Source organism: Amycolatopsis orientalis DSM 43388 (genome assembly GCF_000411975.1).
Lineage (GTDB): Bacteria > Actinomycetota > Actinomycetes > Mycobacteriales > Pseudonocardiaceae > Amycolatopsis > Amycolatopsis orientalis_D.
In genome coordinates this window covers 1-23,577 of sequence record NZ_ASXG01000033.1, presented here as the reverse complement: position 1 = coordinate 23,577, position 23,577 = coordinate 1, and the positions used below count along the sequence as shown (strand labels likewise).

Genomic DNA, 23,577 nt, shown 5'->3' with positions numbered 1-23,577 from the left:
TTATTCGACCCCCATCAGCAGCACGGCGTCGCCTTGCCCGCCCGCGTAACTCGTCAACTCCACCTCGGGGTGCTCCAGCCGCAGTTGTTCGGCGAGCTCGGCGGCCACGCTCGGCGGAGCGTCCGCCCCGCTCAGGACGGTGACCAGCTCGCCGCCGAGCGCCAGCATCCGGTTCAGCACGCTGACCGCGGCCGCGACGAGATTCGTCGCCGACGCCGGGGCGGGCTCGATGAGCACCACCTCGTCGTCGACCAGGCCGATCACGTCGCCGGACTGGGCCCGGCCCACCCAGGTTAGCGACTCCTCGTGCGCGATCCGCAGCTCGCCACGCCTCGTCGCGGCAGCCGCTTCGGCCATCGCGACGACGTCGTCGTTTACCCGGCGGGCGCCGTCGTGCACCGCGAGCGCGGCGAGCACCTGCACCGGCGACGCGCACGGGATCACCACGACGTCGCGCTCGCCCGCCATCGGATGCCCGGCCGCGGCGTCGGCGGCCGCGGTGAGGTCCGGCCCGCCCGGCAGCACACTCAGATGCTGTCCGGCCGCCTCGTTGAACAGCCCGATCATGTCCTCGACGCTGGGCGTCTCGCCGTCCGGCACCGCCAGCACCGCGACGCCCTCGGCCCGCAGCAGCTCGGCGAGCCCACCGCCGCGCACCACCGCGACCACGGACCGGTCGATGCCGCCTCCAGGTTCGATCGGCGTCGGCGTGAGCAGCGGCTCGACCCGGATCTTCCGCGGCCTGCCCAGTTGCAGCCCGGCTTCGATGGCCGCGCCGATGTCCGCGCAATGGACGTGCACCGCGTGGCTGCCCGAGCCGTCGCCGGCGACGGTCACGCTGTCGCCGAACCCGCTCAGTTCCTTCCGCAACGCAGGCAGCCGGGCCTCGTCGACCTCGTCCAGCAGGTACATGACCTCCCACGCGTACGGCGCCTGCTCCGGGAGCGAAGCGACCGCCTTCAGGTCGTGTCCACGCTCCTCGGTTTCGCCGGTGATCACGCTGGCCAACGCGTCGAGCACCGCGACCAGGCCCCGGCCGCCGGCGTCGACGACCCCGGCCTTGGCCAGCGCGGGCAGTTGCTTGGGCGTCTCCTCCAGGGCGGCCGCGGCCACAGTGACGACCTCCCGCGCGACCTCGGGCAACGTCCGCGCCGAGCCTCGAACGGCGGCGGCCACGGCGTGCAGGACGGTCAGCATCGTCCCGGCGACCGGCCTGCTGACCGCGCCGGTGGCGGCCTGGTCGGCGTGCCCGAGCGCGGCGGCGAGACCGGCTCCGTCGAGGTCGCCGCCGGCCGCCGCCCAGTCGGCCATCCCCCGCACGACCTGGGACAGGATCACGCCCGAGTTGCCCCGCGCGTGCGCCACCGCGCCGCGCGCCAGTACCGCCAGCGCCTCCGCCGCGTCGGCCGGTTCGGCGGCGGCGAGCGCCTCGTGCGCGCCGGTCATCGTGTACAGCAGGTTCGAGCCGGTATCGGAGTCCGCGACCGGGTAGACGTTGATGCCGTCGATCGCCGAGCGCAGCCGGTCCAAGCTGCGCACAGAAGCCGCCGCCCAGCCCGACACCGCCGCCGCGTCCAGCACCCGCACCCCGTAACCTCCTAGCCGGTCCCCGCGAGGGTAACGACCCCGCGGCAAGGCCCCGGAAACCACTCGTTACTATGGTCGAGTTGCCCGGCCCGTTCGGGCGCGCATTCTTTGTCCCATATCCAGAGGAGTTCGACGTGGCTGCCGTGTGCGACGTCTGTGGCAAGGGACCCGGCTTCGGCAAGTCGGTCTCGCACTCCCACCGGCGTACCAACCGCCGGTGGAACCCGAACATCCAGGTTGTGCACGCGAAGGTCGGCGTGTCCCAGCGCAAGCGGCTCAACGCCTGCACCTCGTGCATCAAGGCTGGCAAGGTCGTCCGCGGGTAGCGACAACTCGAAGGGTGGCGAGTGCTCGTGGAGAGCACTCGCCATTTTTTGTCGCTACGTGTCTTCCGGGGGTCGAACCCCCGGGCCCCCGCCAGGGGGCAAGCCCCCTGGACCCCCGCGTGGGGTCACCTTGCGAGTGGCCGTGGGAGTGAGGGGGCGAGTGCCGCGCACTCGCCCCTTTTTCGTCACCGCAGGAACCCGGTCAGGACCTCCCGCAGGGACTCCGGCGCGTTCAGCACCCCGTGGTCCTGTCCCGGAATCTCCTGGTACCGCCCGTGCGCGACCGCGGCCGCGACCGCCTTCGCGGACGACGTCATCCACGCCTCCCCAGCGCCGCCCGACAGGGACAGCACCGGGACGGTGATCGCCGCCAGCCGGTCCGTCGGCAGGTGGTTGCCCCGGCCGCAGACGGTCAGGTCGTACGGCAGCGTGTGCGCCAGCCCGACGAACCAGCCCCACACCGGCGCGGCCTTCATCGAATCCACGATCTCCGCGGGGGTTCCGGTGCCCTCGACCAGGAACAACTCGACCGCGCCGTCGCGGTCGCCGTCGGCGAGGCGGGCGTTGACGCGGTCCACCAGGTCCTCGGCCGGACGCGGGCGGTCGTCGCCGACGAACGGCGGCTCGTACACCGCCAGCTTCGTGATCGGCAGCCCGCGCGCCGCCGCTTCCAGGGCCAGGATCGCGCCGGACGAGTGGCCGAACACCGCGGCCGAGCCGCCGGCGGCTTCGATCAGCACCTCGAGGTCGTCGATCTCGCGCTCGACGGCGTAGACCGGCGCGTCGCCGCTGTCGCCGCGGCCTCGCCGGTCGTAGGCGATCGCGGTGAAACCGGCGTCGGCCAGCACCGCGGCGAGCCCGGCGACGGTCGTCCGGTCGTTCACCGCGCCGCCGACCAGCAGCACCGGCGAACCCGAGCCGTAGCTGTCGAAGGCGATCGAGGTGCCGTCGGCGGACGTGACGGTGGCGGTCATGGCTTTCCTCCAGGGGTTTCGGTCGTTCTCACCCTGGTGGTCGGAACCGGCCGCCGGAACCGGACACGCCGCGTCAGGGAAGTTTCCAGTCGAGCGGTTCCGCGCCCTGCTGGACCAGAAGCTGGTTCGCCCGGCTGAACGGACGCGACCCGAAGAAGCCGTTGCGCGCCGACAGCGGGCTCGGGTGCGCCGATTCGATGCACGGCACGTCGCCCAGCAGCGGCCGCAGATTCCGCGCGTTGCGCCCCCACAGGATCGCCACTAGCGGGCCGCCGCGCGCGGCGAGCGCCTTGATCGCCTGCTCGGTGACCTGCTCCCAGCCCTTGCCCTGATGCGAATTGGACTTGCACGGCTGCACGGTGAGCGACCGGTTCAGCAACAGCACGCCCCGCTCCGCCCACGGCGTCAGGTCGCCGTTGGACGGCGTCGGGTGCCCGAGGTCCTCGCAGTACTCCTGGTAGATGTTGATCAGGCTCTTCGGGATCGGCCGCACGTCCGGGGCCACCGAAAAGCTCAGGCCGACCGCGTGCCCCGGAGTCGGGTACGGGTCCTGGCCGACAATCAGCACGCGGACGTCGTCGAACGGCTGCTTGAACGCGCGCAGCACGTGCTCGCCCGCGGGAAGATACGTGCGGCCCGCGGCGATCTCGGCGCGGAGGAACTCCCCCATCGCGGCGACCTGCGGGGCCACTGGGGCAAGGGCTTTCGCCCAGCCGGCTTCGACGATTTCGTCCAGCGGTCGTCCAGTCACGGCCCGCGAGCCTAGCGCCACGTGCGCGGCGTCACTGTGGCGGGTCCAGCCTGCGCAACTCGGCCCGGAACCGGGCGCCGCGCCGGACGTAGGAATCCACGACCGCGTCGATCTGATCCTGCGAAAACGACTTGTTGGGCCGCGTTTTCGCCGGAACTCCGAGTGCGATCTCGCCGGTGCCGACCGTCGAGTCGTACGACAGCACCGCGCCCGCGCCGACCATCCCGCCGTCCTCGATCACGCTTCCGTTCAGCACCACCGAACCGGACGCGATCAAGCAGCCGGTGCCGATCTTCGCGCCCTCGATGTGCACCGCGTGCCCGACCGCCGACGACGGGCCGAGGATCGTCGGATGCCGCGCGGTGCAGTGGACGACGCAGCCGTCCTGCACGTTCGAGCGTTCGCCGATCTCGATGTACCCGTGGTCGCCGCGCAGCACCGTCTGCGGCCAGACCGAGGCGCGCGCTCCGATCCGGACGTCGCCGATCACGGTGGCGTCGGGATGGACGTAGGCGTCCGGGTGGATCGTCGGAACCAGGTCGCCGAGCGCGTAGATGGCCAATGCCGCCTCCGGGTCTTCGCGGAACAGAGCGATACAGAGCGATACAGATCAGTCGCGGACGAGTTCCTTGCCGTAGTACCGGCTGTAAGGCATGTCGAGGTAGTAGCCGAAAGCCGGGATCTCGTCGTAGCCCGACGAACGGTAGAGGCCGATCGCCTCCGGCTGTTCGGTGCCGGTCTCCAGCACGACGCGCTTGCGCCCGGCGGCGACCGCGGTGGCCTCCAGTTCGGCGAGCATCGCCCGGGCCAGGCCCCGGCCCCGCGCGGATTCGACGACATACATCCGCTTGATCTCGACGTCGCCGGGCCGGAACGTCGGCTCCGGACCGTCGTGCGCGCGCCACGCGCCGGAAGCCACCGGCACGTTGTCCAGGTATCCGACGAGGAACAGACCCCGCGGCGGCGTGAACTCCGCGGCGTCCATCGGGGTCTCGTCCTCGCCGCCGTAGCGGCGCACGTATTCCAGCTGTATTTCGGCCATCAGCTTGACGGCGTCGGGGTGGTCGAAAGCGACGGCACGGATGTCCACGGCCGCCACCTTAATGAAAGCTCACTGCTGCCAGTGCTCCCAGCCGCCCTGCTGGTCGTACTCCCGCCCGTCCACCGTGACCCCGGAGCCGGGCATGGTGACCACGCCGATCTTGCGCCAGCCGTCGGGCAGGTCGTCGAACGGCGGGAACGTCGCGACCAGTGCGTGGTCCTCGCCGCCGGTGAGCACCCACTGCAGCGGGTCCGCGCCCAGCGCGCTGCCGACCTCCTTCAGCCGCGTCGACACCTCGAGCAACGCGGTCTGCACGTCGAGCCCGACCTCGGACGCCGCGGCCAGGTGCGCGAGGTCGGCGAGCAGGCCGTCGGAGACGTCCATCATCGCCGTCGCACCGGCGAGCGCGGCCTGCGGACCGGCCGCGTACGGGGGTTCCGGGCAGCGCTGCGCGTTCACCACGCCGACCGGCGACCGGAAGCCGCGGCGCAGCACCGCGAGCCCGGCCGCGGCCCAGCCGAGCCGTCCGCACACCGCGAGCACGTCTCCGGGGCGCGCGCCGGACCGGGTCACCGGTTCGCGGTCTTCGAGGTCGCCCAATGCGGTGACGCTGAGCACGAGCTGGTCCGCGCTCACGAGGTCGCCGCCGGACACTCCGATCCCGACCGCGCCCGCCTCGGCCCACATGCCGTCCATGATCTCGGTCACGACCTGCGCCGGGGTGTCCGCCGGGCACGCGATCCCGACGACCACCGACGTCGGTTTCGCGCCCATCGCCGCGACGTCGGACAGGTTCACCGCGACCGCCTTGCGCCCGACCTGCTCCGGGCTCGACCAGTCGAGCCGGAAGTGCACGCCGTGGACCAGCACGTCGGTCGTCACCACCACGCGTCCGTCCGGCGCGGCGAGAACCGCCGCGTCGTCGCCCGGGCCCAGCAGCGTCGACGGCGGCTGCGCGCGTCCTTCGGTGACCCGCCGGATCAGGCCGAACTCGCCTGTCGCGGCCACCGAGTGCTCGTCCGGTGACACCGGTCACCTCCCGTTTCCCTTGCCTGTGTCGGATCGGCCACCGACTATCGGATCCCCTAGGTTTTTCCCAGGGCTGGCGCTACGTTTCCTACACCGTTCCTACCTCGACTCGACCGCCACCGACGAAAGGGCACGCCGTGGTCCACGCATACATCCTCATCCAGACCGAGGTCGGCAAGGCGGCCGCGGTGGCTGCGGAGATCGCCGGGGTCCCGGGCGTGACCAGCTCCGAGGACGTCACCGGCCCGTACGACGTGATCGTGCGCGCCGCCGCGGACACCGTGGACCAGCTCGGCCAGCTCGTCGTCGCCCGCGTGCAGAACGTGGAAGGGATCACGCGCACGCTGACCTGCCCGGTCGTCCATCTCTGAAGCGTGGTCCACTGAGCCGGTGGCAGACACCGACACCGGCGCTCCTCCGAAGGTCGTCCTCGTCACCGCGTCGTTGCTCGTGGCCGCGCTGGCGGTCGCGGTCGCGGTCGTCGCGCTGACGAAAAGCTCCTCCGGGCCGCCCGAGCAGAACCAGCCGCTCGCGCTCGTGTCCGTTCCCGCGCCGCAGGCCGGGTCGCCGGACTGCGCGAAGCTGATCGCCGGGGTCCCGGCCACGCTCACGTCGAACGGCAAGCAGCTGTCGCCGCGCACGCTCGCCGAGCCGGCGCCGAAGGCCACCGTCGCGTGGGGCGAACCGGACCCGGTCGTGCTGCGCTGCGGCCTCGAACGCCCGCCGGAGCTGACCCCGACCGCGCAGCTGCGCGTGGTCGACAAGGTGCAGTGGCTGCAGGTCGAGCAGGGCGGATCGGCCACTTGGTACGCGGTCGACCGGCCGGTCTACGTGGCGCTGACTGTCCCGGAAAACGCGGGCACGGGTCCGCTGCAGACCATTTCGGACGCCATCTCGGCGAAGCTGCCGGTCAAGCCTTTGCGGTTCTAGCCGCGATCGTTTCCAGCGATTCGCCGGTGGTGCGCGGGCCGAGCACCGCCACATCGACCATCAGCAGCACCATCGCACCCGCGACCACGGCGAACATCGTCGTCGCGCCCGCCGACTGCAGGATCGGCAGCAGCACGAACGGCATCGCGGCCGTCGCCAGCCGGGACAGCGCGTAGGCCGAACCGGCGGCGGTGCCGCGCAGCGACGTCGGGAACAACTCGCCCTGGTAGGTGTGGAAGGCGTTCGAGAAGACGTTGCTGACCGCGGTGTAGCAGAAGCCGAACACCGCGATCAGCACGCCGGAAGTGGCGTAGCCGAAGGCCAGGCCGAACACCGCCATCGCCGCCGCGCTCGCGACGATCAGCCACTTGCGTTCCAGCCGTTCGATGATCGGAATCGACAGCGCCGAACCGATCGGATAGCCGAGGAAGGTGAGCGCGCTGAACGTCAGCGACGTGACGAGGCCGAAGCCCTTGGCCGCCAGCACGATCGGCACCAGCGAACCGAAACCGTAGTAGCCGAACGACTGCAGCAGCTGGAACACGTACAGCATCGCCGTGCGGCGGAACCACGGCGGGCGCAGCAACGCCGACGCGCGGACCGGTTCCGGCGCGGGCGGTTCCGGCTCCGGTTCGGGCAACGGCTGCGGCGCGCTCTCTTCGAGCTTGCGCACGATCGCGTCCGCTTCGCCCATTCTGTCTTGTGCGGCAAGCCAACGCGGCGATTCCGGCAGCGTGAACCGCAGCGCCCAGACGATCGCCGCGCCCAGTGCGCCGAGCACGAACAGCCAGCGCCAGCCTTCGATGCCGAGCGGCGCGTGGCCGGCGAGCGCGCGGGCGAGGAATCCGGCGGCGGGGACACCGCAGAAACCGATGGTGTAAGCCCAGGCGGTCGCGCGACCGCGGGCGCGAGCGGGAAGCAGGTCGGCGAGGTACGCGTCGGCGACCGGCAGTTCCGCGCCTATGCCGATGCCGGCGATAAAGCGGCAGATCACCAGCATCCACACGTCGGTGCTGAACGCGCCGAGCAGGGTGAACACCGAGTACAGGCCGAGGGTGAGCAGGAACGCGCGGCGCCGGCCGAGCCGGTCGGCCAGCCGGCCGAGGAACACCGCGCCCACGAACGCGCCGACGAACGCCGAGGCCAGGACGTACTTCAGCGTCGTCGGGGTGACGCCGAACTCCTTGGTGAGGACGGTGCTGATGGTCGCGGCGAGGAACAGGTCGTAGAGGTCGAAGAAGGTCGCGATGCCGACGACTGCCACGAAGTACCGGTGCCGCCGGGTGACTGGGAGCCGGTCGAGCCGGGAAGCGATCTGCACGCGCGGGTCCGTCCGGTCGATCAGCGCAGGCCGGTGCCGCGGGCGAGCGCGGTGTCGATCAGCGTCGACAGCAGGGTCGGATAGTCCACCCCGGTCACCTCCCACATCTTCGGGTAGGCGGACTTCGTGGTGAAGCCGGGCATCGTGTTGACCTCGTTGATCACCAGGTCGCCCTCCTCGGTCACGAAGAAGTCGACGCGGGCCAGGCCCTGGCAGTCGAGCGCGCGGAACGCCTCGACGGCCATCGCGCGCAGCCGGTCGGTGAGCGCGTCGTCCAGTTTGGCCGGGATGTCCAGCTCGGCGTCCTCGCCGAGGTACTTGGTTTCGAAGTCGTACCAGGCGTCCTCGCCCTCGGCGAGCACCCGGATCTCCGCCGGGAGCGACGCCTCGACGCGGCCGTCCGGGAATTCCAGCACGCCGCATTCGACCTCGCGTCCGCGCACCGCGGCCTCGACGAGCACCTTCGGATCGGTGCGCCGCGCCAGCTCGATCGCCGCGTCCAGATCGGCCCAGTCGGCGACCCGGGAGATCCCGACCGACGAACCGGCGCGCGAGGGCTTCACGAACACCGGCAGGCCAAGGCGTTCGCGGTCCGCTTCGGCCAAAGTGGACTGTCCGCGGCGCAGCGCGGCGTAGGTGCCGACCGGCAGCCCCTCCGCGGCGAGCAGCTTCTTCGCGTACTCCTTGTCCATCGCCGCCGCGCTGGCGAACACGCCGGGGCCGACGTAGGGGAGGTCGGCGAGTTCGAGCAGGCCCTGGATGGTGCCGTCCTCGCCGAAGGCGCCGTGCAGCACCGGGAAGACGACGTCGACGGTGCCGAGCACCTCGGTGGCCTGGCCGGGGTCGACGGTGCGCAGCTCGCGGCTGGTCGGGTCGCCGGCGAGCACGAGCGCGCGGCCGGATTCGACCGTCGGCAGCTCGCGGCCCTGGATGCTGAGCTGCTTCGGGTCGCCGGTGCCGAGCACCCAGCCGCCGCTCGGCGTGACGCCGACCGGGAGCACCTCGAAGCGATCCGGATCCAGGTTCGAGATCACACTGCCCGCGGACAGGCACGAGATGGTGTGCTCGCTGCTGCGGCCGCCGAACACGACCGCGACCCGGATTTTTTCAGCGCTCATAGCCGGTCACCGTACCGGGTGAGCATCGCCGACGGCGCGCGCCGGGGGTGTCTGCGCTGGTCGGCGCGCTCGGTTGCGCGGGAACCGGGCCGGTCAGCGGAGAAGATCGACCAGCGTCGGCACCGCGGCCGTCAACGCTTCCCGAGAGCAGCCCGCGTACCCCAGCGCGATGCCGTGCACGGTCGGCGTTCCGGCGAAATGCCGGGCCAGTCCGTCCAGGCGGATCGAATGCCGTTCCGCCGCGGCGATCAACTCGGCCTCGGCTTCGGCGCTTTCGGTCCGCACCACGAGATGCGCACCGGCGTCGTCGCCGACGAACGGGATCCCGGCGTTCGACAGCGCGGCCACCAGCACCGTCCGGCGTTCGGCCATTTCCCGGCGCAGCTTCCGCAGGTGCCGGCCCAGATCGCCGGTCCGGGCGAGTTCGACCAGCACCCGCTGCCCGGCAGGCGACGGCCGGGTTCCGGTGAGATCCCGGTACGCCAGAATGGAATCGGCCACCGCGGCGGGGGCGACGAGCCAGCCCGCGCCGAGCGTCGGGGTGAGGATTTTGCTGGTGGTCCCGAGATGCACGACGACGTCCGGGGCGAGCGAGGCCAGCATCGGCAGCGGGGCGACGTCGAAGCGCAGCTCGCCGTCGTAGTCGTCCTCGATGACCAGCATGCCTTCCGCGCGAGCGCGTTCCACGAGCTGCACGCGGCGGGCCGCGCTCATCCGGCTGCCCATCGGGTATTGGTGCGCGGGCGAGCAGTAAACCGCGCGCGCCCCGGCGGGAATCGCGTCCGGGCGCAGGCCTTCCTCGTCCACCGGCACGCCCACGACGGTCAGCCCGGCCTGCCGGAACGCTTGCACCGCACGCTGATACCCCGGTTCCTCGAAGGCGACGACCGCACCTCGGCGCAGCACGGCGGCGGCGAGTTCCACGACCGCCGCGGTAGTTCCGCCCGTCGCGAGCACCGAACCCGCGGCCAGACCGCGGTGGCGCAGCAAGTGTTCCGACACAGTCGCGCGGTACTCCGGCAATCCGGCCCGGTGCGCGCGCGTGAGCGGCTCGGGGTCGGCAGCGGCCCGCCACGCCCGTCGCCAGGCCGCGCGGTCGAGTCCGCCCGCCCACGGCGTACCCGGCGCGAGGTCGAGCATCGGGCGTGCTTCAGCTTCGGCGAGCAGGGAATCGGGCACCGTGACGGACGCGGCGGCGCGGGTTGGCGGGGTGGTCACGTATGTGCCGGAGCCGTGCCGGCCAGCGATCCAGCCCTCGGCGTGAAGTTGCTCGTACGCGGCGGAAGTGACCGTGCGCGAGACACCGAGCCGTTCCGCCAGCGCCCGGGTGGAGGGCAGCCGGTCGCCGCCGCGGAGGTGTCCGCCGGCCGCCGCTTCGCGCAGCGCGTCGGCCAGCTGCACGGCCAGCGGGGTGGCCGCTTCGCGGTCGAGACTGACCGGCAGAGCGGTGTCGGCGTAGGACACAGCGGACCTCCATCACGGCGAAGTGGACTTCTCAAGTGTAGAAGAAGTGGACATTCAACGTAGCCACTTGGCCGCCGCACACTGAACGCATGAGCAGCCTTTCGCCCACCGAACGCACCACGCTCGGCCGCAAACGCCACCGCGCCGCCAGCGAGCGCGCCGTGCTGCACGCCGTGCTCGACGAGGCGCTGATCTGCCACCTCGGCGTGGTCCGCGACGGCGCCCCGCTGGTGCTGCCCACCGGATACGGCCGCGACGGCGACACCCTGTACTTGCATGGTTCCACGGGCGCGGCCAGTCTGCGAGCCGCCGCCGGGGAAACGGACGTCTGCGTGACCGTCACTCTGCTCGACGGCATCGTCTACTGCCGCTCAGTGAACAACCACTCGGTGAACTACCGCAGCGCGGTGATCCTCGGCCAGGCCCGGCTGGTGACCGATCCGGACGAGAAGATGCACGGCCTGCACGTGCTCACCGACCACCTCTCCCCCGGTTCGTGGGAACACGCCCGCCCGGTGAACAAGAAGGAATTCGCCGCGGTTTCGGTCCTCGCGCTCGACCTGACCGAAGCGTCCGTGAAGCTCCGCGCCGAGGGACCGGACGACGAGCCCGAAGACGTCGCCGCGAACGCCGCGTGGGCCGGGGTCTTGCCGGTGCGCACCGTGTTCGGCGAACCAGAACCCTCCGCCGACCTGCCGCCGGGCTGGACCGTGCCGGAACACGTCGCGGCGCGCGTCACGAAGACAGCGGCAGCCGCACGGTGAACACCGTCCGCCCGGGACGGCTTTCCAGCGAGACCGTCCCGCCGTGCTCGACCACCAGCGAATGCACTACCGCCAACCCCAGCCCGGTGCCGCCCGCGGCCCGGGTGCGGGAGTTGTCGACGCGATAGAACCGGTCGAAAATCCGCTGTTGATCCTCGGGGGAAATCCCCGGCCCGGCATCGGTGACGGTGGCGACCGCCATTCCGTCCGCCACCGTCACCGCCAGCTCCACCGGGGTTCCGTCCGCGGTGTGCACGGCCGCGTTCGCCAGCAGGTTGTCCAGGACTTGCCGCACCCGCGCCGGATCCGCGTGCAGCACCACCGGTTCCTCCGGAATCGACACGGTCAGCGGATGCCCTGGCCGACCCGCGCGGAACGCGTCCGCGGCAGCCGCGGCGGTTTCCGTGAGATCCATTCGCTGCGGGCGCACCGGAGGTTCGACATCCCGTGCGTCGAGGCGGGCGAGCAGCAGCAAATCGTCGACCAGCACGCTCATCCGCGCGGTCTCGGCCCGGATCTTCTCCAGGTGCGCCTCGCGTTCCTCCGGTTCGTTCGCGGCGGCGTAGCGGAAAAGATCGGCGTAGCCGCGGATCGACGTCAACGGGGTCCGCAGCTCGTGCGAAGCATCGGCGACGAACCTGCGCAGCCGATCGTTCGCCTCGGTGCGCGCGGCCAGCGAGGATTCGATGTGGCTCAACATCACGTTGAAGGCCGTTCGCAATTCCTCGACTTCCGCCCCGCCGCCGGTGCCGGACGCGCGTACCGGCAAATTCGCCGTCGCGGTGAGGTCGTGCGAAGCGATGTCGTGCGCGGTGCCGGCCATGTCCGACAACGGCCGCAACCCGCGCCTCAGCACGACCCGGCCGGCAACGACGAGAATCGCCAGCGCGATCAGGAACGCGATCACTTCGATCAACATCAGCTGCTGCACCGTGTTGTCGAGATCGGCTTGCGGCGCGGCGCTCAACAGCACGGTGCCGGTCCCGTTCCGCGACGTCTCCACCGGACACGCCCGCACGCGGTAAGAACCCTGGCCGGGCAAGGCGATGGTGCGGAAAAGGTCGCCGCCCGTCGCCTCTTCGGCGATCTGCGCCAACGGCTGCACATCGTTCGGCAGGTTGCTGCCCGGTTGCGGAACCGCATGCCCCTCCCGCACCTCGAAAACCGCCGAGTACCAGGAGTAGACGACTTCCGGATTGTCCTTCGACTCGCGCAGATGCGGCACCTGGGCGACCTGGCTGGTCTTGAGCTGCTCGTCGAGGCGGCGGTTGAGGTAGTCGTGCATCAGCTCGACGGTCAGCGCGCCGACGATCGCGAACACCACCAGCGCCAGCGCGCCCAGCCCGAACGCCAGCCGCGTGCCCAGCCGGGAAGCGCGCCAGGCCCGGTACCACCGGCGGGCCCCGCGCCCGATCCGGTTCACCGGCCCGCCTGCCGCACGGAATACCCGACCCCGCGCACGGTGTGGATCAGCGGTTCGGCCCCGGTGTCGAGCTTGCGCCGCAGCCGGGAGATCGCGAGTTCGACCACATTGGACCGTCCGCCGAAGTCGTACTCCCACACGTGGTCGAGGATTTGTGCCTTGGTGAGCACCGCCGGCGAGCGCCGCATCAGGTAGCGCAGCAGTTCGTATTCGGTCGGCGTCAGTTCGGCGAGCCGCCCGCCGCGGCGGACTTCGTGCGTCTCCTCGTCCAGGGTGAGGTCGCCGACCTGCAGCAGCACGGTGCGCACATCCGGCTTCTCCGACGTCCGCCGCAGCACCGCGCGCAGCCGCGCCATCAGCTCCTCGACCGAGAACGGCTTGACGAGGTAGTCGTCACCCCCGCGGGTGAGTCCGGCGATGCGGTCGGCGGTCGCGTCCTTGGCGGTCAGGAAAACCACCGGGACCGCGTCGTGTTTCTCGCGCAGCTTGTCGAGAACGGTGAACCCGTCGAAATCGGGCAGCATGAGGTCGAGCACGACGATGTCGGGAGCGAACTCCGCGGCGCGCGAGAGAGCGTCGGCACCGCATCCGGCCGTCACGGCCTGCCAGCCCTCGTAGCGGGCGACGGTCGCGACCAGGTCGGCGATGTGCGGTTCGTCGTCCACGACCAGCAGCCGCACCGGATTCGGGTTCTCCACCCCGCCATCCTCCGCGACGTCCGCGCGGACGCGCGAGCCGAATCCCAGGCTGACAGCCATTCGACAGGTTCGCGGTCGCGGCGAGGCCGGAAAAGCTGTCGCGTGCTTCGGGCATTCCGGGCAGACTCGCGACCATGACCTCCGTCGTGCACAACGTCACCGTCGACTGCGCGGACCCGTGGGAGCTGGCCAAGTTCTGGACCCAGGTGACCGGCCGCCCGGTCGGCGAGGACGACCGGCAGGGCGACCCGGAGATCGGCATCACTCTCGACTCCGGCGTCACGCTGCTGTTCATCGCCGTCCCGGAACCCAAGACGACCAAAAACCGGCTGCACCTCTGCCTGACGCCGGACGTGCCGCGCGACGAAGAGGTGGACCGGCTGCTCAAGCTGGGCGCGACCCTGCATTCCGATCACCGCCGCGAGGACGGCAGCGGCTGGGCGGTCCTTCAGGACCCGGAAGGCAACGAATTCTGCGTCCTGCGCAGCGCCGCGGAGAAGGCATGACGGACTCGTTCGAGATCAACCGCGCCAACTGGGACGACCGCGCGCCGATCCACGCGCGCTCGGCGTACTACGAGTTCGACAAGTTCAAGACCGATCCCGCGCATCTCAGCCAGATCGTGCGCTTCGACCAGCCGCGGCTCGGCGACGTTTCCGGGCTGCGCACCGTGCACCTGCAGTGCCACATCGGCACCGACACCCTGTCGCTGCACCGGCTCGGGGCGAAGGTCTCTGGTCTGGACCTCTCCCCGGCGTCGCTCGCCGAGGCGCGCAAGCTCGCCGAAGCCACCGGCGCGGACATCGACTACCACGAGGCGAATGTCTACGACGCGGTGAAAGTCTTCGGCGAGAACGCGTTCGACCTGGTGTACACCGGGATCGGCGCGCTCTGCTGGCTGCCGAAGATCGCGCCGTGGGCGGAAGTCGTCGCGCGCCTGCTGAGGCCGGGCGGGCGGCTGTTCCTGCGCGAAGGCCATCCGATGCTGTGGTCGCTCGACGACGAATCCGAACGCGCGTGGCCGAAATACGACTATTTCGAACACGACGAACCGCTCGTATTCAGCGACGACACCACGTACGTCGACACGGACGAACCGGTGCGCCAGACGACCACGCACAGCTGGAACCATTCGCTCGGCGAGATCGTCACCGCGCTGCTCGACCAGGACCTGATCCTCACCGGGTTGACCGAGCACGAAACCGCGGCGTGGAACGCGCTGCCGCACGAGATGGAGGAGGCCGGCGGCGGCGAATGGCGGCTGCGCGACAACCCGCGCCGGATCGCCGCGAGCTACACCCTGCAGGCGCGGCGTCCCGCATAGAGTGCGGAGCATGACTCGCATCGCCGTCGCCGCGCTGGGCGGCACCATCTCGATGGCCCCCGGACGTTCGCTCGAAGACGGCGTCGTGCCGCGGTTGAGCGCCGAGGATCTGCTGGGAGAACTGGGTTCCCGGCTGCCGATGGAGGTCACCGCGGCGACGCTGGCCGGTTTGTCGAGTTCGTCGATGGACTACGCGACGCTCGCGCGCACGCGGCAGTGGGGCATCGAGCAGCTCGAAGCGGGCGCGGACGGTCTCGTGGTGGTGCAGGGCACGGACACGCTGGAGGAAACGGCGTATCTGTTCGACCTCACCTGGCCGTCCGACGCACCGGTGGTGATCACCGGCGCGATGCGGAATCCGAGCCTGCCCAGTCCGGACGGACAGGCGAATCTCCTCGCCGCGCTCACCGTCGCCGCCGATCCGCGCAGCCGCGGCCGGGGCGCGCTGGTGGCGTTCAACGACGACGTGCACGCGGCGCGGTGGGTGCGGAAGACGCATTCCAGCCAGGTCGAAACGTTTTCCTCGCGGCCGGCCGGTCCGCTCGGCATGGTCGCCGAAGGCGCGGTGCATTACTTCCACCCGTCGCCGCCGCGGCTGCCGGTGCTGCCGGGACCCGAAACCGCCGATTTCGTTCCGCTGCTCGAATCGGGTCTCGAGGACACCGGCGAATTGCTTTCGCTGGTGCTCCGGAACGGGGCGCGCGGCGTGGTCGTGGCGGCCAACGGCGTCGGACACGTGTCGACCGCGACGGCGGACGTGATCGCGGCCGCGGAAGTGCCGGTCGTCGTCGCGTCGAGGACCGGTGCGGGCCCGACTTTCCGCAGCACGTACGGATTTCACGGGTCCGAATCGAGTCTGCGCCGGATGGGCGCGACGATGGCGGGGTGGCTGTGCCCGCGGAAATCGCGGATCCTGCTGCAGGTGCTGCTCGCCGCGGGAGTCGGCCGGGACGAGATCGAGCGGCAATTCAGGCTGCGCGGCGACCTCGACCGCTGATCACGCGCGGAACGGCCCGTCCACCGGATTCGCCTGGTACGACCGCATCTGCCGGCCGCCTTGGCGATACACGTGCACGCTGATCGCCGGGTCCGGGCCGTCGTTGCGCACCTCGTGCACGTAACCCGGGCCGAACACCCGCGACTGCCCGGCGGACAGCCCGTGCACCTCGGTCACCGCGCGGCCGCCCGGGGCGCGCCGCGAGACGGTTTCGGTCAGCCGCCCGGACACGACGGTGAACGCGCCGGTCGAGAAGGCGTGGTCGTGCAGGTCGGTGTGCTGGCCGGGAAGCCAGCTGAGCAGCCAGATCTCCTGGTCCTCGGTGCGTTCGACGAGCGCGGAGAACCGCTCGTCCGGGTCGTAGCGCAGGAGGCTGCCCCAGCGTTCCCGGTCGGCGGCCACGTCGACGGCGACGCGGACCGGGTGGCGCAGGGCGGGGTTCTCGGGACGCAGCAGGGTGTTGTCCGGAACGGCGAACATGAAAAGAAAGTCCTCACGGGAAGAAGATGGGTGTCGAACTGGCCGGGGCGGGGTTCACCGACAACAGCGACACGACATGCCCATGACGGGGCGGAGGTCGGCAGACCCCGGCCGCATCGTCATCTCGCACGTCAGCATGCCGCCCAGCGAACCAGCCCCGGGCCGCCCGGTCAACCCTTCCCACCCCCTGGACCGCCCCAGGTGAGGGCGGGTTCACACCGCCGACGCCGTCAGCGCCACTCCGGCTTCCGCGACCGTCCCAGCAGCTCCGCGCCCGCCTGCCGCGGGTCGACGCCCTCGTGGCACACCCGGTACATCGCGTCGGTGATCGGCATGTCGACCCCGTGCCGCTGCGCCAGTTCGCGGATCGACAAGCACGACGCGACCCCCTCCGCGACCTGGCCGCCGGTCGCCGCCTGCGCCTCGGCCAGCGTCTCGCCGCGGCCGAGCCGTTCGCCGAACGTGCGGTTGCGCGACAACGGCGACGAGCAGGTGGCGACCAGGTCGCCGAGCCCGGCGAGCCCCGCGAAGGTCAGCGGGTCGGCGCCGAGTTTCGCGCCGAGCCGCGCCATTTCGGCGAGCCCGCGCGTGATGAGCGTCGCCATCGTGTTCGCGCCCAGGCCCATCCCGGCGGCCATGCCGCAGCTGAGCGCGATCACGTTCTTGCACGCGCCGCCCAGCTCGCAGCCCACCACGTCGGTGTTGGTGTAGGGCCGGAAATACTGGTTCGACGTCGCCTGCTGCACCGCTTTCGCCCGCTCGTGGTCCGCGCACGCGAGCACCGCGGCGGCGGGCTGCCCGGCGGCGATCTCGCGGGCCAGGTTCGGCCCGGACACCACCACGATCTCGCCCGGATCGACAGCGGCGAGTTCGGCGATCACCTCGCTCATCCGCTTGAGCGTGCCCAGCTCCACGCCCTTGGCCAGGCTGACCAGGATCGCCTCGGGCGGCAGCAGCGGCCGCCAGCCGGTGAGGTTCGCGCGCAGGCTCTGGCTCGGCACCCCGAGCACGACCGCCTGCGCGCCGTCGAGCGCCGCGGCCGCGTCGGCCGTCGCGGTGATCCGTTCCGGCAGCGACGTGCCCGGGAGATACGACTCGTTCGTGTGCCGTTCCCGGATCTCCTCGGCGACGCTTTCCCGGCGCGCCCACATCGTCACGTCCCGGCCCGCGTCGCCGAGCACCTTCGCGAACGCGGTGCCCCACGAACCCGCGCCGAGCACGGTGACCCGCTGCACGTCGGCGGCGAAACCCGCCATCAGGCACCGTCCTCCGGCTTCTCGGTCTCCGCCTTGGCATCTGTCTTGGTTGCCGCCTTGTCCGTCTCCGGCTTCTTGACCGGCGGTTCCTCCTGCCGGATCTCCGCCAGCAGCCGGGTCACCTCGTCCATCAGCACGGCGGTGACCTCGCGCAGCGTCGAGGCGCTGCGCGGGTTCCCGCCCCGGTACGCGGACAGGTCGATCGGATCGCCGACCAGGTGCGTCACCGTCTTGCGCGGGAACGGTGTGAACTTCTTGGTGTAGCCGTTGAAAATCTGGTTGGTCCCCCAGCGCGCGATCGGGATCACCGGCACGTCGTTCTGCAGCGCCAGCCGCGCCGCGCCGCTGTAGGCCTCCTTCGGCCAGCCCAGCGGGTCCTTCGTGATGGTCCCCTCCGGGTAGATCACGATGACCTTGCCCTCCTGCAGCGCCTGGTGCGCGGCCTTGAGGCTGTCGCCGGCCGCGGCCGACCCGCGCGCCACCGGGATCTGCCCGGACCCGGTCACGATCCGGCCGAAGACCGGCACGTCCTTCAGGCTCGCCTTGAGGAAGAACCTCGGCACCCGCTTCTGCCGGTGCACGAACACCGCGTCGACCGCCGGGTCCAGGTGCGAGATGTGGTTCATCACCAGCACCGCGGGCCCTTGCCGGGGGATTTTCTCCGCGCCGAGGTACACCCGCTTGCCGATGGCGGTCAGCGGGTAGAACGCGGCGGCGGCCAGCCCCACCCAGAATCCGCCCTTCTCACGCCGTGCCACAGTTCTCCTCCTCGGGTCTCCTCTGCTCCGGGTGATCCTGCCGCGCGCCGGTTCGCGCAGTCCAGGGAGGGTGTGCTCACGCACGCGCGCGGCCGGTTTCGGGTAAAGATGGACAGGTGGACGCAGACCTGGTCATGCCGCTGAAACCGCCGGGCACGGGCAAGTCCCGGCTGCGCGGGGCGGTCGCCGCGCACCGGCACGCCGAACTGGTGCTGGCGCTAGCCTGCGACACGCTGGCCGCGGTCACCTCCGTCGCCCGGGTCCGGCGCGTGCTCGTCGTCACCCCCGATCCGGCCGCGCTGTCCGAATTGGCCGGTCTCGGCGTGGAACTGGTCGCCGAGCCGGCGAGCGGCGGGCTCAACGAAGCGCTGCGGCACGGCGCGGAACTGCTGCGCGCGGACGCCCCGGAGGGAGTGGTCGGCGCGCTCCAAGCGGACCTTCCCGCGTTGCGGGCCGTGGATCTCGAGCAGGCGCTGACCGAAGCCGCGGGCCGGCGCGCGGTGGTGTTCGACCGGCAGGGCACCGGGACGACGCTGTTGCTGTCCGCGCCGGGGAAACCGCTCGACCCGCATTTCGGAGCCGGATCCGCGGAACTGCACCGGTCCTCCGGCGCGATTCCGCTCACCCTTGCCCTGCCGTCCCTGCGCAGCGACGTGGACACCGAAGATGATCTCCGCCACGCCGCGAAACTCGGTCTCGGGAAGCACACCGCGGCATTGCTCCCGGCCGAACGGACGCAATCGCGCTGACCTGTTCACTCGACCTTCATCGCGGCCTGCGCAAACCGCGCCTTCGTAGTGAACAATGGGCAGCGTGAGCACAGAAGACGGCAGCACTCCGGCCCGGCGGCGCGTGAAGAGCGGCAGCAGCGCCTCCCCTTCGTCCCCTGCTCCGCGCACCGCGGGCAGGAAGGCGACCTCGCGCGGGAACGCTGACGCCGCGGCGACCCGTCGGGCGAAACCCAAGGCAGCGTCGGCGGAAGACAACGCCAAACCGGCCAAGCGCAAGACCGCCGCGTCGAGCGCGCTGCGCACCACGGCGAAGAAACCGGCCGCACCGCCCGCGGCGGCGAAGACCTCCGCGCGGCCTCGCCGGAGCACGACCGAGAGCGGCGAGGAATTCCGTTCCGTCCCGTCCGCCCCGCCCGCCGTCACGTCCGCGCCCACCGCCGTCGAGACGCTCCCCGACGACCGGTATTTCAACCGCGAGCTGTCCTGGCTCGACTTCAACGCCCGCGTGCTCGCGCTGGCCGAGGACGAATCGCAGCCGCTGCTCGAACGGGCCAAGTTCCTCGCCATTTTCGCGTCCAATTTGGACGAGTTCTACATGGTCCGGGTCGCCGGGCTGAAACGCCGCGACGAAACCGGCCTCTCGGTGCGCAGCGCGGACGGGCTCACGCCGCGCGAACAGCTGGACTACATCGCCAAGCGCAACCAGGACCTGGTCGAGCGGCACACCGCCGCGTTCGAGGAGCACCTGCGCCCGCAGCTGGCCGAGCAGGACATCCGGATCGTCGGCTGGGCCGATCTGTCCGGGGCCGACCAGCTGCGGCTGTCGAGCTACTTCTCCGAGCAGATCTTCCCGGTGCTCACGCCGCTCGCGGTCGACCCGGCGCATCCGTTCCCGTACATCTCGGGGCTGTCGCTCAACCTCGCGGTCACGGTGCGGGATCCGCAGGGCGGGCTCGAACGGTTCGCGCGCGTGAAAGTGCCGAGCAACGTGCCGCGGCTGATGCGCGTGGAAACCGAACGCGGCAACCGGTCCGCCACCTTCCTGCCGCTCGAGGAACTGATCTCCGCGCACCTGAGCGATCTGTTCACCGGCATGGAGGTGACCGAGCACCACGTCTTCCGCGTCACCCGCAACGCCGACTTCGAGGTCGAGGAAGACCGCGACGAGGACCTGTTGCAGGCCTTGGAACGCGAGCTGGCGCAGCGCCGGTTCGGCCCGCCGGTGCGGCTCGAAGTGGCGCAGGACATGAGCGAGCACATGCTCGAACTGCTGCTGCGCGAGCTGGAAGTCGACCCCGAGGACGTCGTCGAGGTGCCCGGGCTGCTCGACCTCACCTGCCTGTTCCAGCTGTCCGGGGTCGACCGCAAGGAGCTGAAGGACCGGCCGTTCGTGCCCGCGACGCATCCGGCGTTCGGCGAACGCGAGACGCCCAAGAGCGTGTTCGCGACGCTGCGCGAGGGCGACGTGCTGGTGCACCACCCGTACGACTCGTTCTCCACGAGCGTGCAGCGGTTCATCGAACAGGCCGCGGCCGATTCGAAGGTGCTGGCGATCAAGCAGACGCTGTACCGGACGTCGGGCGATTCGCCGATCGTGGACGCGCTGATCGACGCCGCCGAGGCGGGCAAGCAGGTCGTGGCGCTGGTCGAGATCAAGGCGCGGTTCGACGAGCAGGCCAACATCACCTGGGCGCGCACGCTGGAGCGCGCGGGCGTGCACGTCGTCTACGGCTTGGTGGGCCTCAAAACGCACTGCAAGGTGTCGATGGTGGTGCGGCAGGAGGGTTCGACCATCCGCCGCTACTGCCACATCGGCACCGGCAACTACAACCCGAAGACCGCCCGGCTGTACGAAGACCTCGGCCTGCTCACCGCGGACCCGAGCATCGGCGCGGACATCACCGACCTGTTCAACGTCCTCACCGGCTACTCGCGCCAGGACACCTACCGCACGATCCTCACGTCGCCGCACGGCATCCGCCGCGGCATCGTGCGCGCGATCGGCGAGGAGATCGAACTCGCGCGCGCCGGGCTCGAGGCGGGCATCCGGATCAAGTGCAACTCGCTCGTCGACGAGCAGGTGATCGACGCGCTGTACCACGCTTCGCAGGCCGGCGTTCCGGTCGACGTGGTGGTGCGCGGGATCTGCTCGCTGAAGCCGGGCGTCGAGGGATTGAGCGAGAACATCCGGGTCCGCTCGATCCTCGGCCGGTTTCTCGAGCATTCGCGGGTGTTCCACTTCCGCGCCGGCGGCACGCACTGGATCGGCAGCGCGGACATGATGCACCGCAACCTCGACCGCCGGATCGAGGCGCTGGTGCGGGTCAAGGATCCGAAGCTGACGAGGCAGCTGGACGAGGTGTTCGATTCGGCGCTCGACCCGCACACGCGCTGCTGGGTGCTGAGTTCGTCCGGCGAATGGCAGCCGTTCCCGGCCGCCGGTTCGCAGGTGCGCGACCACCAGCTCGAACTCGCGAAGCTGCACGGGGCCGTCGGATGAGCGTGGACGTCCGGGCAGCAGGCGCGGTGCTCTGGCGCCCGGCCGAGACGGGCGCCGAGGTCGCGCTCGTGCACCGGCCCCGCTACGACGACTGGTCGCTGCCGAAGGGAAAGGTCGACCCCGGCGAGACGCTCGCCTCCACCGCGGTGCGCGAGATCGCCGAGGAGACCGGGTTCCGCGCGGTGCTGGGCCGCTATGTCGCGCAGACCACGTACGAGGTCCCCGCGAAGAACAACGGACGGATGCTGCGCAAAAGCGTCGACTACTTCAGCGCCGAAGCCGTCGCGGGAGCCTTTGCCCCCAACGAAGAGGTCGACGAACTGCGCTGGCTGCCCCCGGTCGAGGCCGAGCGGCTGCTCACGCGCCCGGCGGATGTCCGGGTGCTGCGCGAGTTCTGCGCGCTCCCGGCCGCGCTGACGACGGTGTTGCTGGTGCGGCACGCCAAGGCGGGCAAACGCGAAGACTGGACCGGCGACGACGACCTGCGTCCGCTGTCGGAAGCCGGTCAGCGCCAAGCTGCCGCGCTGCGAGACCTGCTGCCGCTCTTCGGCCCGGACCGGGTGTTCTCCGCGCCGCGGCTGCGGTGTGTGCAGACCGTCGGCGGCGTCGCGGACGCACTAGGCGTCGAGGTGCGGCACGAGCCGCTGCTGTCGGAAGAGGGCTACTGGCCGGACCCGCTGCTCGGAATCCGCCGCCTGCTGGCGATCGCGTCCGACGGCGGCACCCCGCTGATCAGCAGCCAGGGCGGCGTGATCCCGGACCTGGTGAGCGCGCTGGCGGACCGGGACGGGCTGGAACTGCCGGCCGCCCGCGACGGGGTGGTGCCGAGCAAGAAGGGCTCGCTGTGGGTCCTGTCGTTCTGCCCCGGCGACGACGGACCGGTTCTGGTGGGCGCGGATTACTACCCGAGCCCGCTGCCCGCCCCGGTCCCTTCGGCAGGCTGATCTTTTTCTCCGGGCCCGGCGTCGCTTCGGCGCGCCGGGCCCTTCCCATGGCACCCATTCGGCGGGCCGCGGATTCTATAGAGACCGGTATTGCTCCGCAGTTATCTCCGCACCCGGCATAAGCGACGTCCGAGACCGGCTCGAGGGTTTAATTACCCCCGGCGGGGATTTATCTCCGGGCGTCGGATTATCCCTCCCGGACCAGGCGGCGGGATTCCTTTCGCCTTCCCTGGCTGCCTCGACGCTGGCGAATCTGTTGTCTTATCAGCAAATTCGGCGGGGTTGTTTCCGGAGCCCGAAGAGCCCGCCGACCTCGGGAAACGCCGTCTTCCCTCGGCTTTGCACCACGCTGCTCAGCCCACTCGGCGAGCTGGTCCGCCACCCCGGCTCACCGCCGTATCCGCGCACGCAGCAGCGAAAACCCCGCCCACCGCAGAGCACTCCGAGCCAACTCGATCGCCGCACCGCGTCGCCAACCCGGCCGCCGCACCCACTCGCCAAGCCGCGAAACCCGCCCGCCACAACACACCTCAGCCGCCCTGCTCGCCAGGTCAGGCCCACAATCCGGGCACCGCATCCACACCGCAGCCCGCCCATCCGAGAATCCGCTCAGCCGGACTCATCTCGAAACCCGTCTCACCCCGCCGAACTCAGTCCCGAAACTCCAGCTGCGCCTGTTCAGCCAGACCCGATCTCGCCCCCAGCCGAACTCAGTCCCGTAATCCCAGCAGCGCCCGCTCAGCCAAACCCGATCCCGAACCCCAGCCCAGCCCGCTCAACCGAACTCGGTCTCGAACTCCGCCTCTCCCCCAGCCGACCCCAGTCCTGTAACCCCAGCAACGCCCGCTCAACCAGACCCGATCCCGAAACCCCGGCGCAGCCCGCCCAAGCGAACTCGACCTCGAAACCCGCCTCCCCAGCCGACCCCAGTCCTGTAACCCCAGCAACGCCCGCTCAACCAGACCCGATCCCGAACCCCGGCGCAGCCCGCCCAACCGAACTCGACCTCGAAACCCGCCTCCCCAGGCGACCCCAGTCCCGCAACCCCACAGAACCCGCCCAGCCAGACTCGATCCCGAAACCCCCGCTCACCCCACCCACCCGAAACCCCAGCCCCACAACGCCTCCCCACCCCCTCACCGCGGCACCGGCCCCCGTCC

General features: G+C 70.9%; 24 protein-coding genes. 10 read left to right on the top strand and 14 right to left on the bottom strand.

All coding sequences use genetic code 11. The features are described from left to right. A complete protein-coding gene (locus L942_RS06100; protein ID WP_037355963.1) occupies positions 1 to 1,587 on the bottom strand; it encodes a DAK2 domain-containing protein in 1,587 nt (528 codons plus the stop codon). A 134-nt stretch (positions 1,588 to 1,721) separates the two neighbouring features. Here L942_RS06100 and rpmB point away from each other — a divergent pair, with 134 nt between their 5' ends. Continuing rightward, positions 1,722 to 1,913 carry a 50S ribosomal protein L28 gene (gene rpmB, locus L942_RS06095; RefSeq protein WP_009074135.1) on the top strand — a complete coding sequence of 64 codons (192 nt, stop codon included), beginning with the start codon at positions 1,722 to 1,724 and terminating at the stop codon, positions 1,911 to 1,913. A 185-nt stretch (positions 1,914 to 2,098) separates the two neighbouring features. Here the strand turns inward: rpmB and L942_RS06090 are convergent, their stop codons facing one another. From L942_RS06090 to L942_RS06070, 5 genes are all read right to left on the bottom strand, one after another. After that, entirely contained in the window at positions 2,099 to 2,887 is a 789-nt protein-coding gene (locus tag L942_RS06090; protein WP_037355960.1) for an alpha/beta fold hydrolase, read from the bottom strand. A 73-nt stretch (positions 2,888 to 2,960) separates the two neighbouring features. Beyond that, positions 2,961 to 3,638 carry a uracil-DNA glycosylase gene (locus tag L942_RS06085; protein WP_037355956.1) on the bottom strand — a complete coding sequence of 226 codons (678 nt, stop codon included), beginning with the start codon at positions 3,636 to 3,638 and terminating at the stop codon, positions 2,961 to 2,963. A gap of 31 nt (positions 3,639 to 3,669) precedes the next feature. Continuing rightward, on the bottom strand, positions 3,670 to 4,200 hold the full coding sequence (locus tag L942_RS06080) for a gamma carbonic anhydrase family protein (protein WP_037355953.1): 531 nt from the start codon (positions 4,198 to 4,200) through the stop codon (positions 3,670 to 3,672). Positions 4,201 to 4,248: 48 nt separating this feature from the next. Continuing rightward, positions 4,249 to 4,728, bottom strand: coding sequence for a GNAT family N-acetyltransferase (locus L942_RS06075; RefSeq protein ID WP_037355951.1), 480 nt, complete (start codon positions 4,726 to 4,728; stop codon positions 4,249 to 4,251). A gap of 21 nt (positions 4,729 to 4,749) precedes the next feature. Further along, positions 4,750 to 5,709 (bottom strand): thiamine-phosphate kinase, encoded by a 960-nt coding sequence (locus L942_RS06070; RefSeq protein ID WP_037355949.1) that lies wholly within the window; start codon positions 5,707 to 5,709, stop codon positions 4,750 to 4,752. 137 nt (positions 5,710 to 5,846) lie between these two features. On the opposite strand from L942_RS06070, the gene L942_RS06065 reads away from it, so the two are divergent. After that, positions 5,847 to 6,080: an Lrp/AsnC ligand binding domain-containing protein gene (locus L942_RS06065; protein WP_009074118.1), complete on the top strand. Its 234-nt coding sequence runs from the start codon at positions 5,847 to 5,849 to the stop codon at positions 6,078 to 6,080. A 19-nt stretch (positions 6,081 to 6,099) separates the two neighbouring features. After that, on the top strand, positions 6,100 to 6,639 hold the full coding sequence (locus L942_RS06060; protein ID WP_037355946.1) for a DUF3515 domain-containing protein: 540 nt from the start codon (positions 6,100 to 6,102) through the stop codon (positions 6,637 to 6,639). Here the strand turns inward: L942_RS06060 and L942_RS06055 are convergent. From L942_RS06055 to pdxR, 3 genes are all read right to left on the bottom strand, one after another. Beyond that, entirely contained in the window at positions 6,620 to 7,960 is a 1,341-nt protein-coding gene (locus tag L942_RS06055; protein ID WP_081654955.1) for an MFS transporter, read from the bottom strand. The two genes, L942_RS06060 and L942_RS06055, sit on opposite strands and share 20 nt — an antisense overlap. A gap of 20 nt (positions 7,961 to 7,980) precedes the next feature. Further along, positions 7,981 to 9,078, bottom strand: coding sequence for a D-alanine--D-alanine ligase family protein (locus tag L942_RS06050; RefSeq protein ID WP_037355945.1), 1,098 nt, complete (start codon positions 9,076 to 9,078; stop codon positions 7,981 to 7,983). A gap of 93 nt (positions 9,079 to 9,171) precedes the next feature. Next, positions 9,172 to 10,542 (bottom strand): MocR-like pyridoxine biosynthesis transcription factor PdxR, encoded by a 1,371-nt coding sequence (pdxR, locus tag L942_RS06045; protein WP_037355944.1) that lies wholly within the window; start codon positions 10,540 to 10,542, stop codon positions 9,172 to 9,174. A gap of 89 nt (positions 10,543 to 10,631) precedes the next feature. Here pdxR and L942_RS06040 point away from each other — a divergent pair, with 89 nt between their 5' ends. Continuing rightward, positions 10,632 to 11,306, top strand: coding sequence for a pyridoxamine 5'-phosphate oxidase family protein (locus L942_RS06040; protein ID WP_037355943.1), 675 nt, complete (start codon positions 10,632 to 10,634; stop codon positions 11,304 to 11,306). On the opposite strand, the gene L942_RS06035 is transcribed toward L942_RS06040, so the two are convergent. Beyond that, on the bottom strand, positions 11,278 to 12,729 hold the full coding sequence (locus L942_RS06035; RefSeq protein WP_063695724.1) for a sensor histidine kinase: 1,452 nt from the start codon (positions 12,727 to 12,729) through the stop codon (positions 11,278 to 11,280). The two genes, L942_RS06040 and L942_RS06035, sit on opposite strands and share 29 nt — an antisense overlap. After that, positions 12,726 to 13,427: a response regulator transcription factor gene (locus L942_RS06030; RefSeq protein WP_037355972.1), complete on the bottom strand. Its 702-nt coding sequence runs from the start codon at positions 13,425 to 13,427 to the stop codon at positions 12,726 to 12,728. Before L942_RS06030 ends, L942_RS06035 begins: the two co-directional genes overlap by 4 nt. Positions 13,428 to 13,561: 134 nt before the next feature. Here L942_RS06030 and L942_RS06025 point away from each other — a divergent pair, with 134 nt between their 5' ends. From L942_RS06025 to L942_RS06015, 3 genes are read left to right on the top strand one after another with little or no spacing between them, the layout of a single operon-like run. Beyond that, the gene (locus L942_RS06025) at positions 13,562 to 13,933 is read left to right on the top strand and encodes a VOC family protein (protein ID WP_037355942.1); all 372 of its coding nucleotides are present in this window, start codon (positions 13,562 to 13,564) and stop codon (positions 13,931 to 13,933) included. After that, positions 13,930 to 14,751, top strand: coding sequence for a class I SAM-dependent methyltransferase (locus L942_RS06020; protein WP_037355941.1), 822 nt, complete (start codon positions 13,930 to 13,932; stop codon positions 14,749 to 14,751). The genes L942_RS06025 and L942_RS06020 overlap by 4 nt, the downstream gene beginning before the upstream one ends. 10 nt (positions 14,752 to 14,761) lie before the next feature. Further along, positions 14,762 to 15,748, top strand: a complete 987-nt coding sequence (locus tag L942_RS06015; protein ID WP_037355938.1) for an asparaginase — start codon at positions 14,762 to 14,764, stop codon at positions 15,746 to 15,748. Here the strand turns inward: L942_RS06015 and L942_RS06010 are convergent, their stop codons facing one another. The 3 genes from L942_RS06010 to L942_RS06000 all read right to left on the bottom strand — a co-directional run bounded on the left by L942_RS06010 (position 15,749) and on the right by L942_RS06000 (position 18,242). Further along, a complete protein-coding gene (locus L942_RS06010; RefSeq protein ID WP_037355935.1) occupies positions 15,749 to 16,228 on the bottom strand; it encodes a cysteine dioxygenase in 480 nt (159 codons plus the stop codon). It lies immediately after the preceding gene. A 230-nt stretch (positions 16,229 to 16,458) separates the two neighbouring features. Then, positions 16,459 to 17,484 (bottom strand): NAD(P)H-dependent glycerol-3-phosphate dehydrogenase, encoded by a 1,026-nt coding sequence (locus L942_RS06005; RefSeq protein WP_037355932.1) that lies wholly within the window; start codon positions 17,482 to 17,484, stop codon positions 16,459 to 16,461. After that, positions 17,484 to 18,242, bottom strand: coding sequence for a lysophospholipid acyltransferase family protein (locus tag L942_RS06000; protein WP_037355929.1), 759 nt, complete (start codon positions 18,240 to 18,242; stop codon positions 17,484 to 17,486). Before L942_RS06000 ends, L942_RS06005 begins: the two co-directional genes overlap by 1 nt. Positions 18,243 to 18,358: 116 nt before the next feature. On the opposite strand from L942_RS06000, the gene cofC reads away from it, so the two are divergent. The 3 genes from cofC to L942_RS05985 are packed head-to-tail and all read left to right on the top strand — an operon-like array spanning position 18,359 to position 22,417. Then, entirely contained in the window at positions 18,359 to 18,991 is a 633-nt protein-coding gene (gene cofC, locus L942_RS05995) for a 2-phospho-L-lactate guanylyltransferase (protein WP_037355926.1), read from the top strand. 55 nt (positions 18,992 to 19,046) lie between these two features. Continuing rightward, positions 19,047 to 21,473: an RNA degradosome polyphosphate kinase gene (locus L942_RS05990; RefSeq protein WP_200862715.1), complete on the top strand. Its 2,427-nt coding sequence runs from the start codon at positions 19,047 to 19,049 to the stop codon at positions 21,471 to 21,473. Then, complete coding sequence (locus L942_RS05985; protein ID WP_037355923.1) at positions 21,470 to 22,417, top strand: NUDIX hydrolase; 948 nt, start codon at positions 21,470 to 21,472, stop codon at positions 22,415 to 22,417. The genes L942_RS05990 and L942_RS05985 overlap by 4 nt, the downstream gene beginning before the upstream one ends. Positions 22,418 to 23,577: the final 1,160 nt, after the last annotated feature.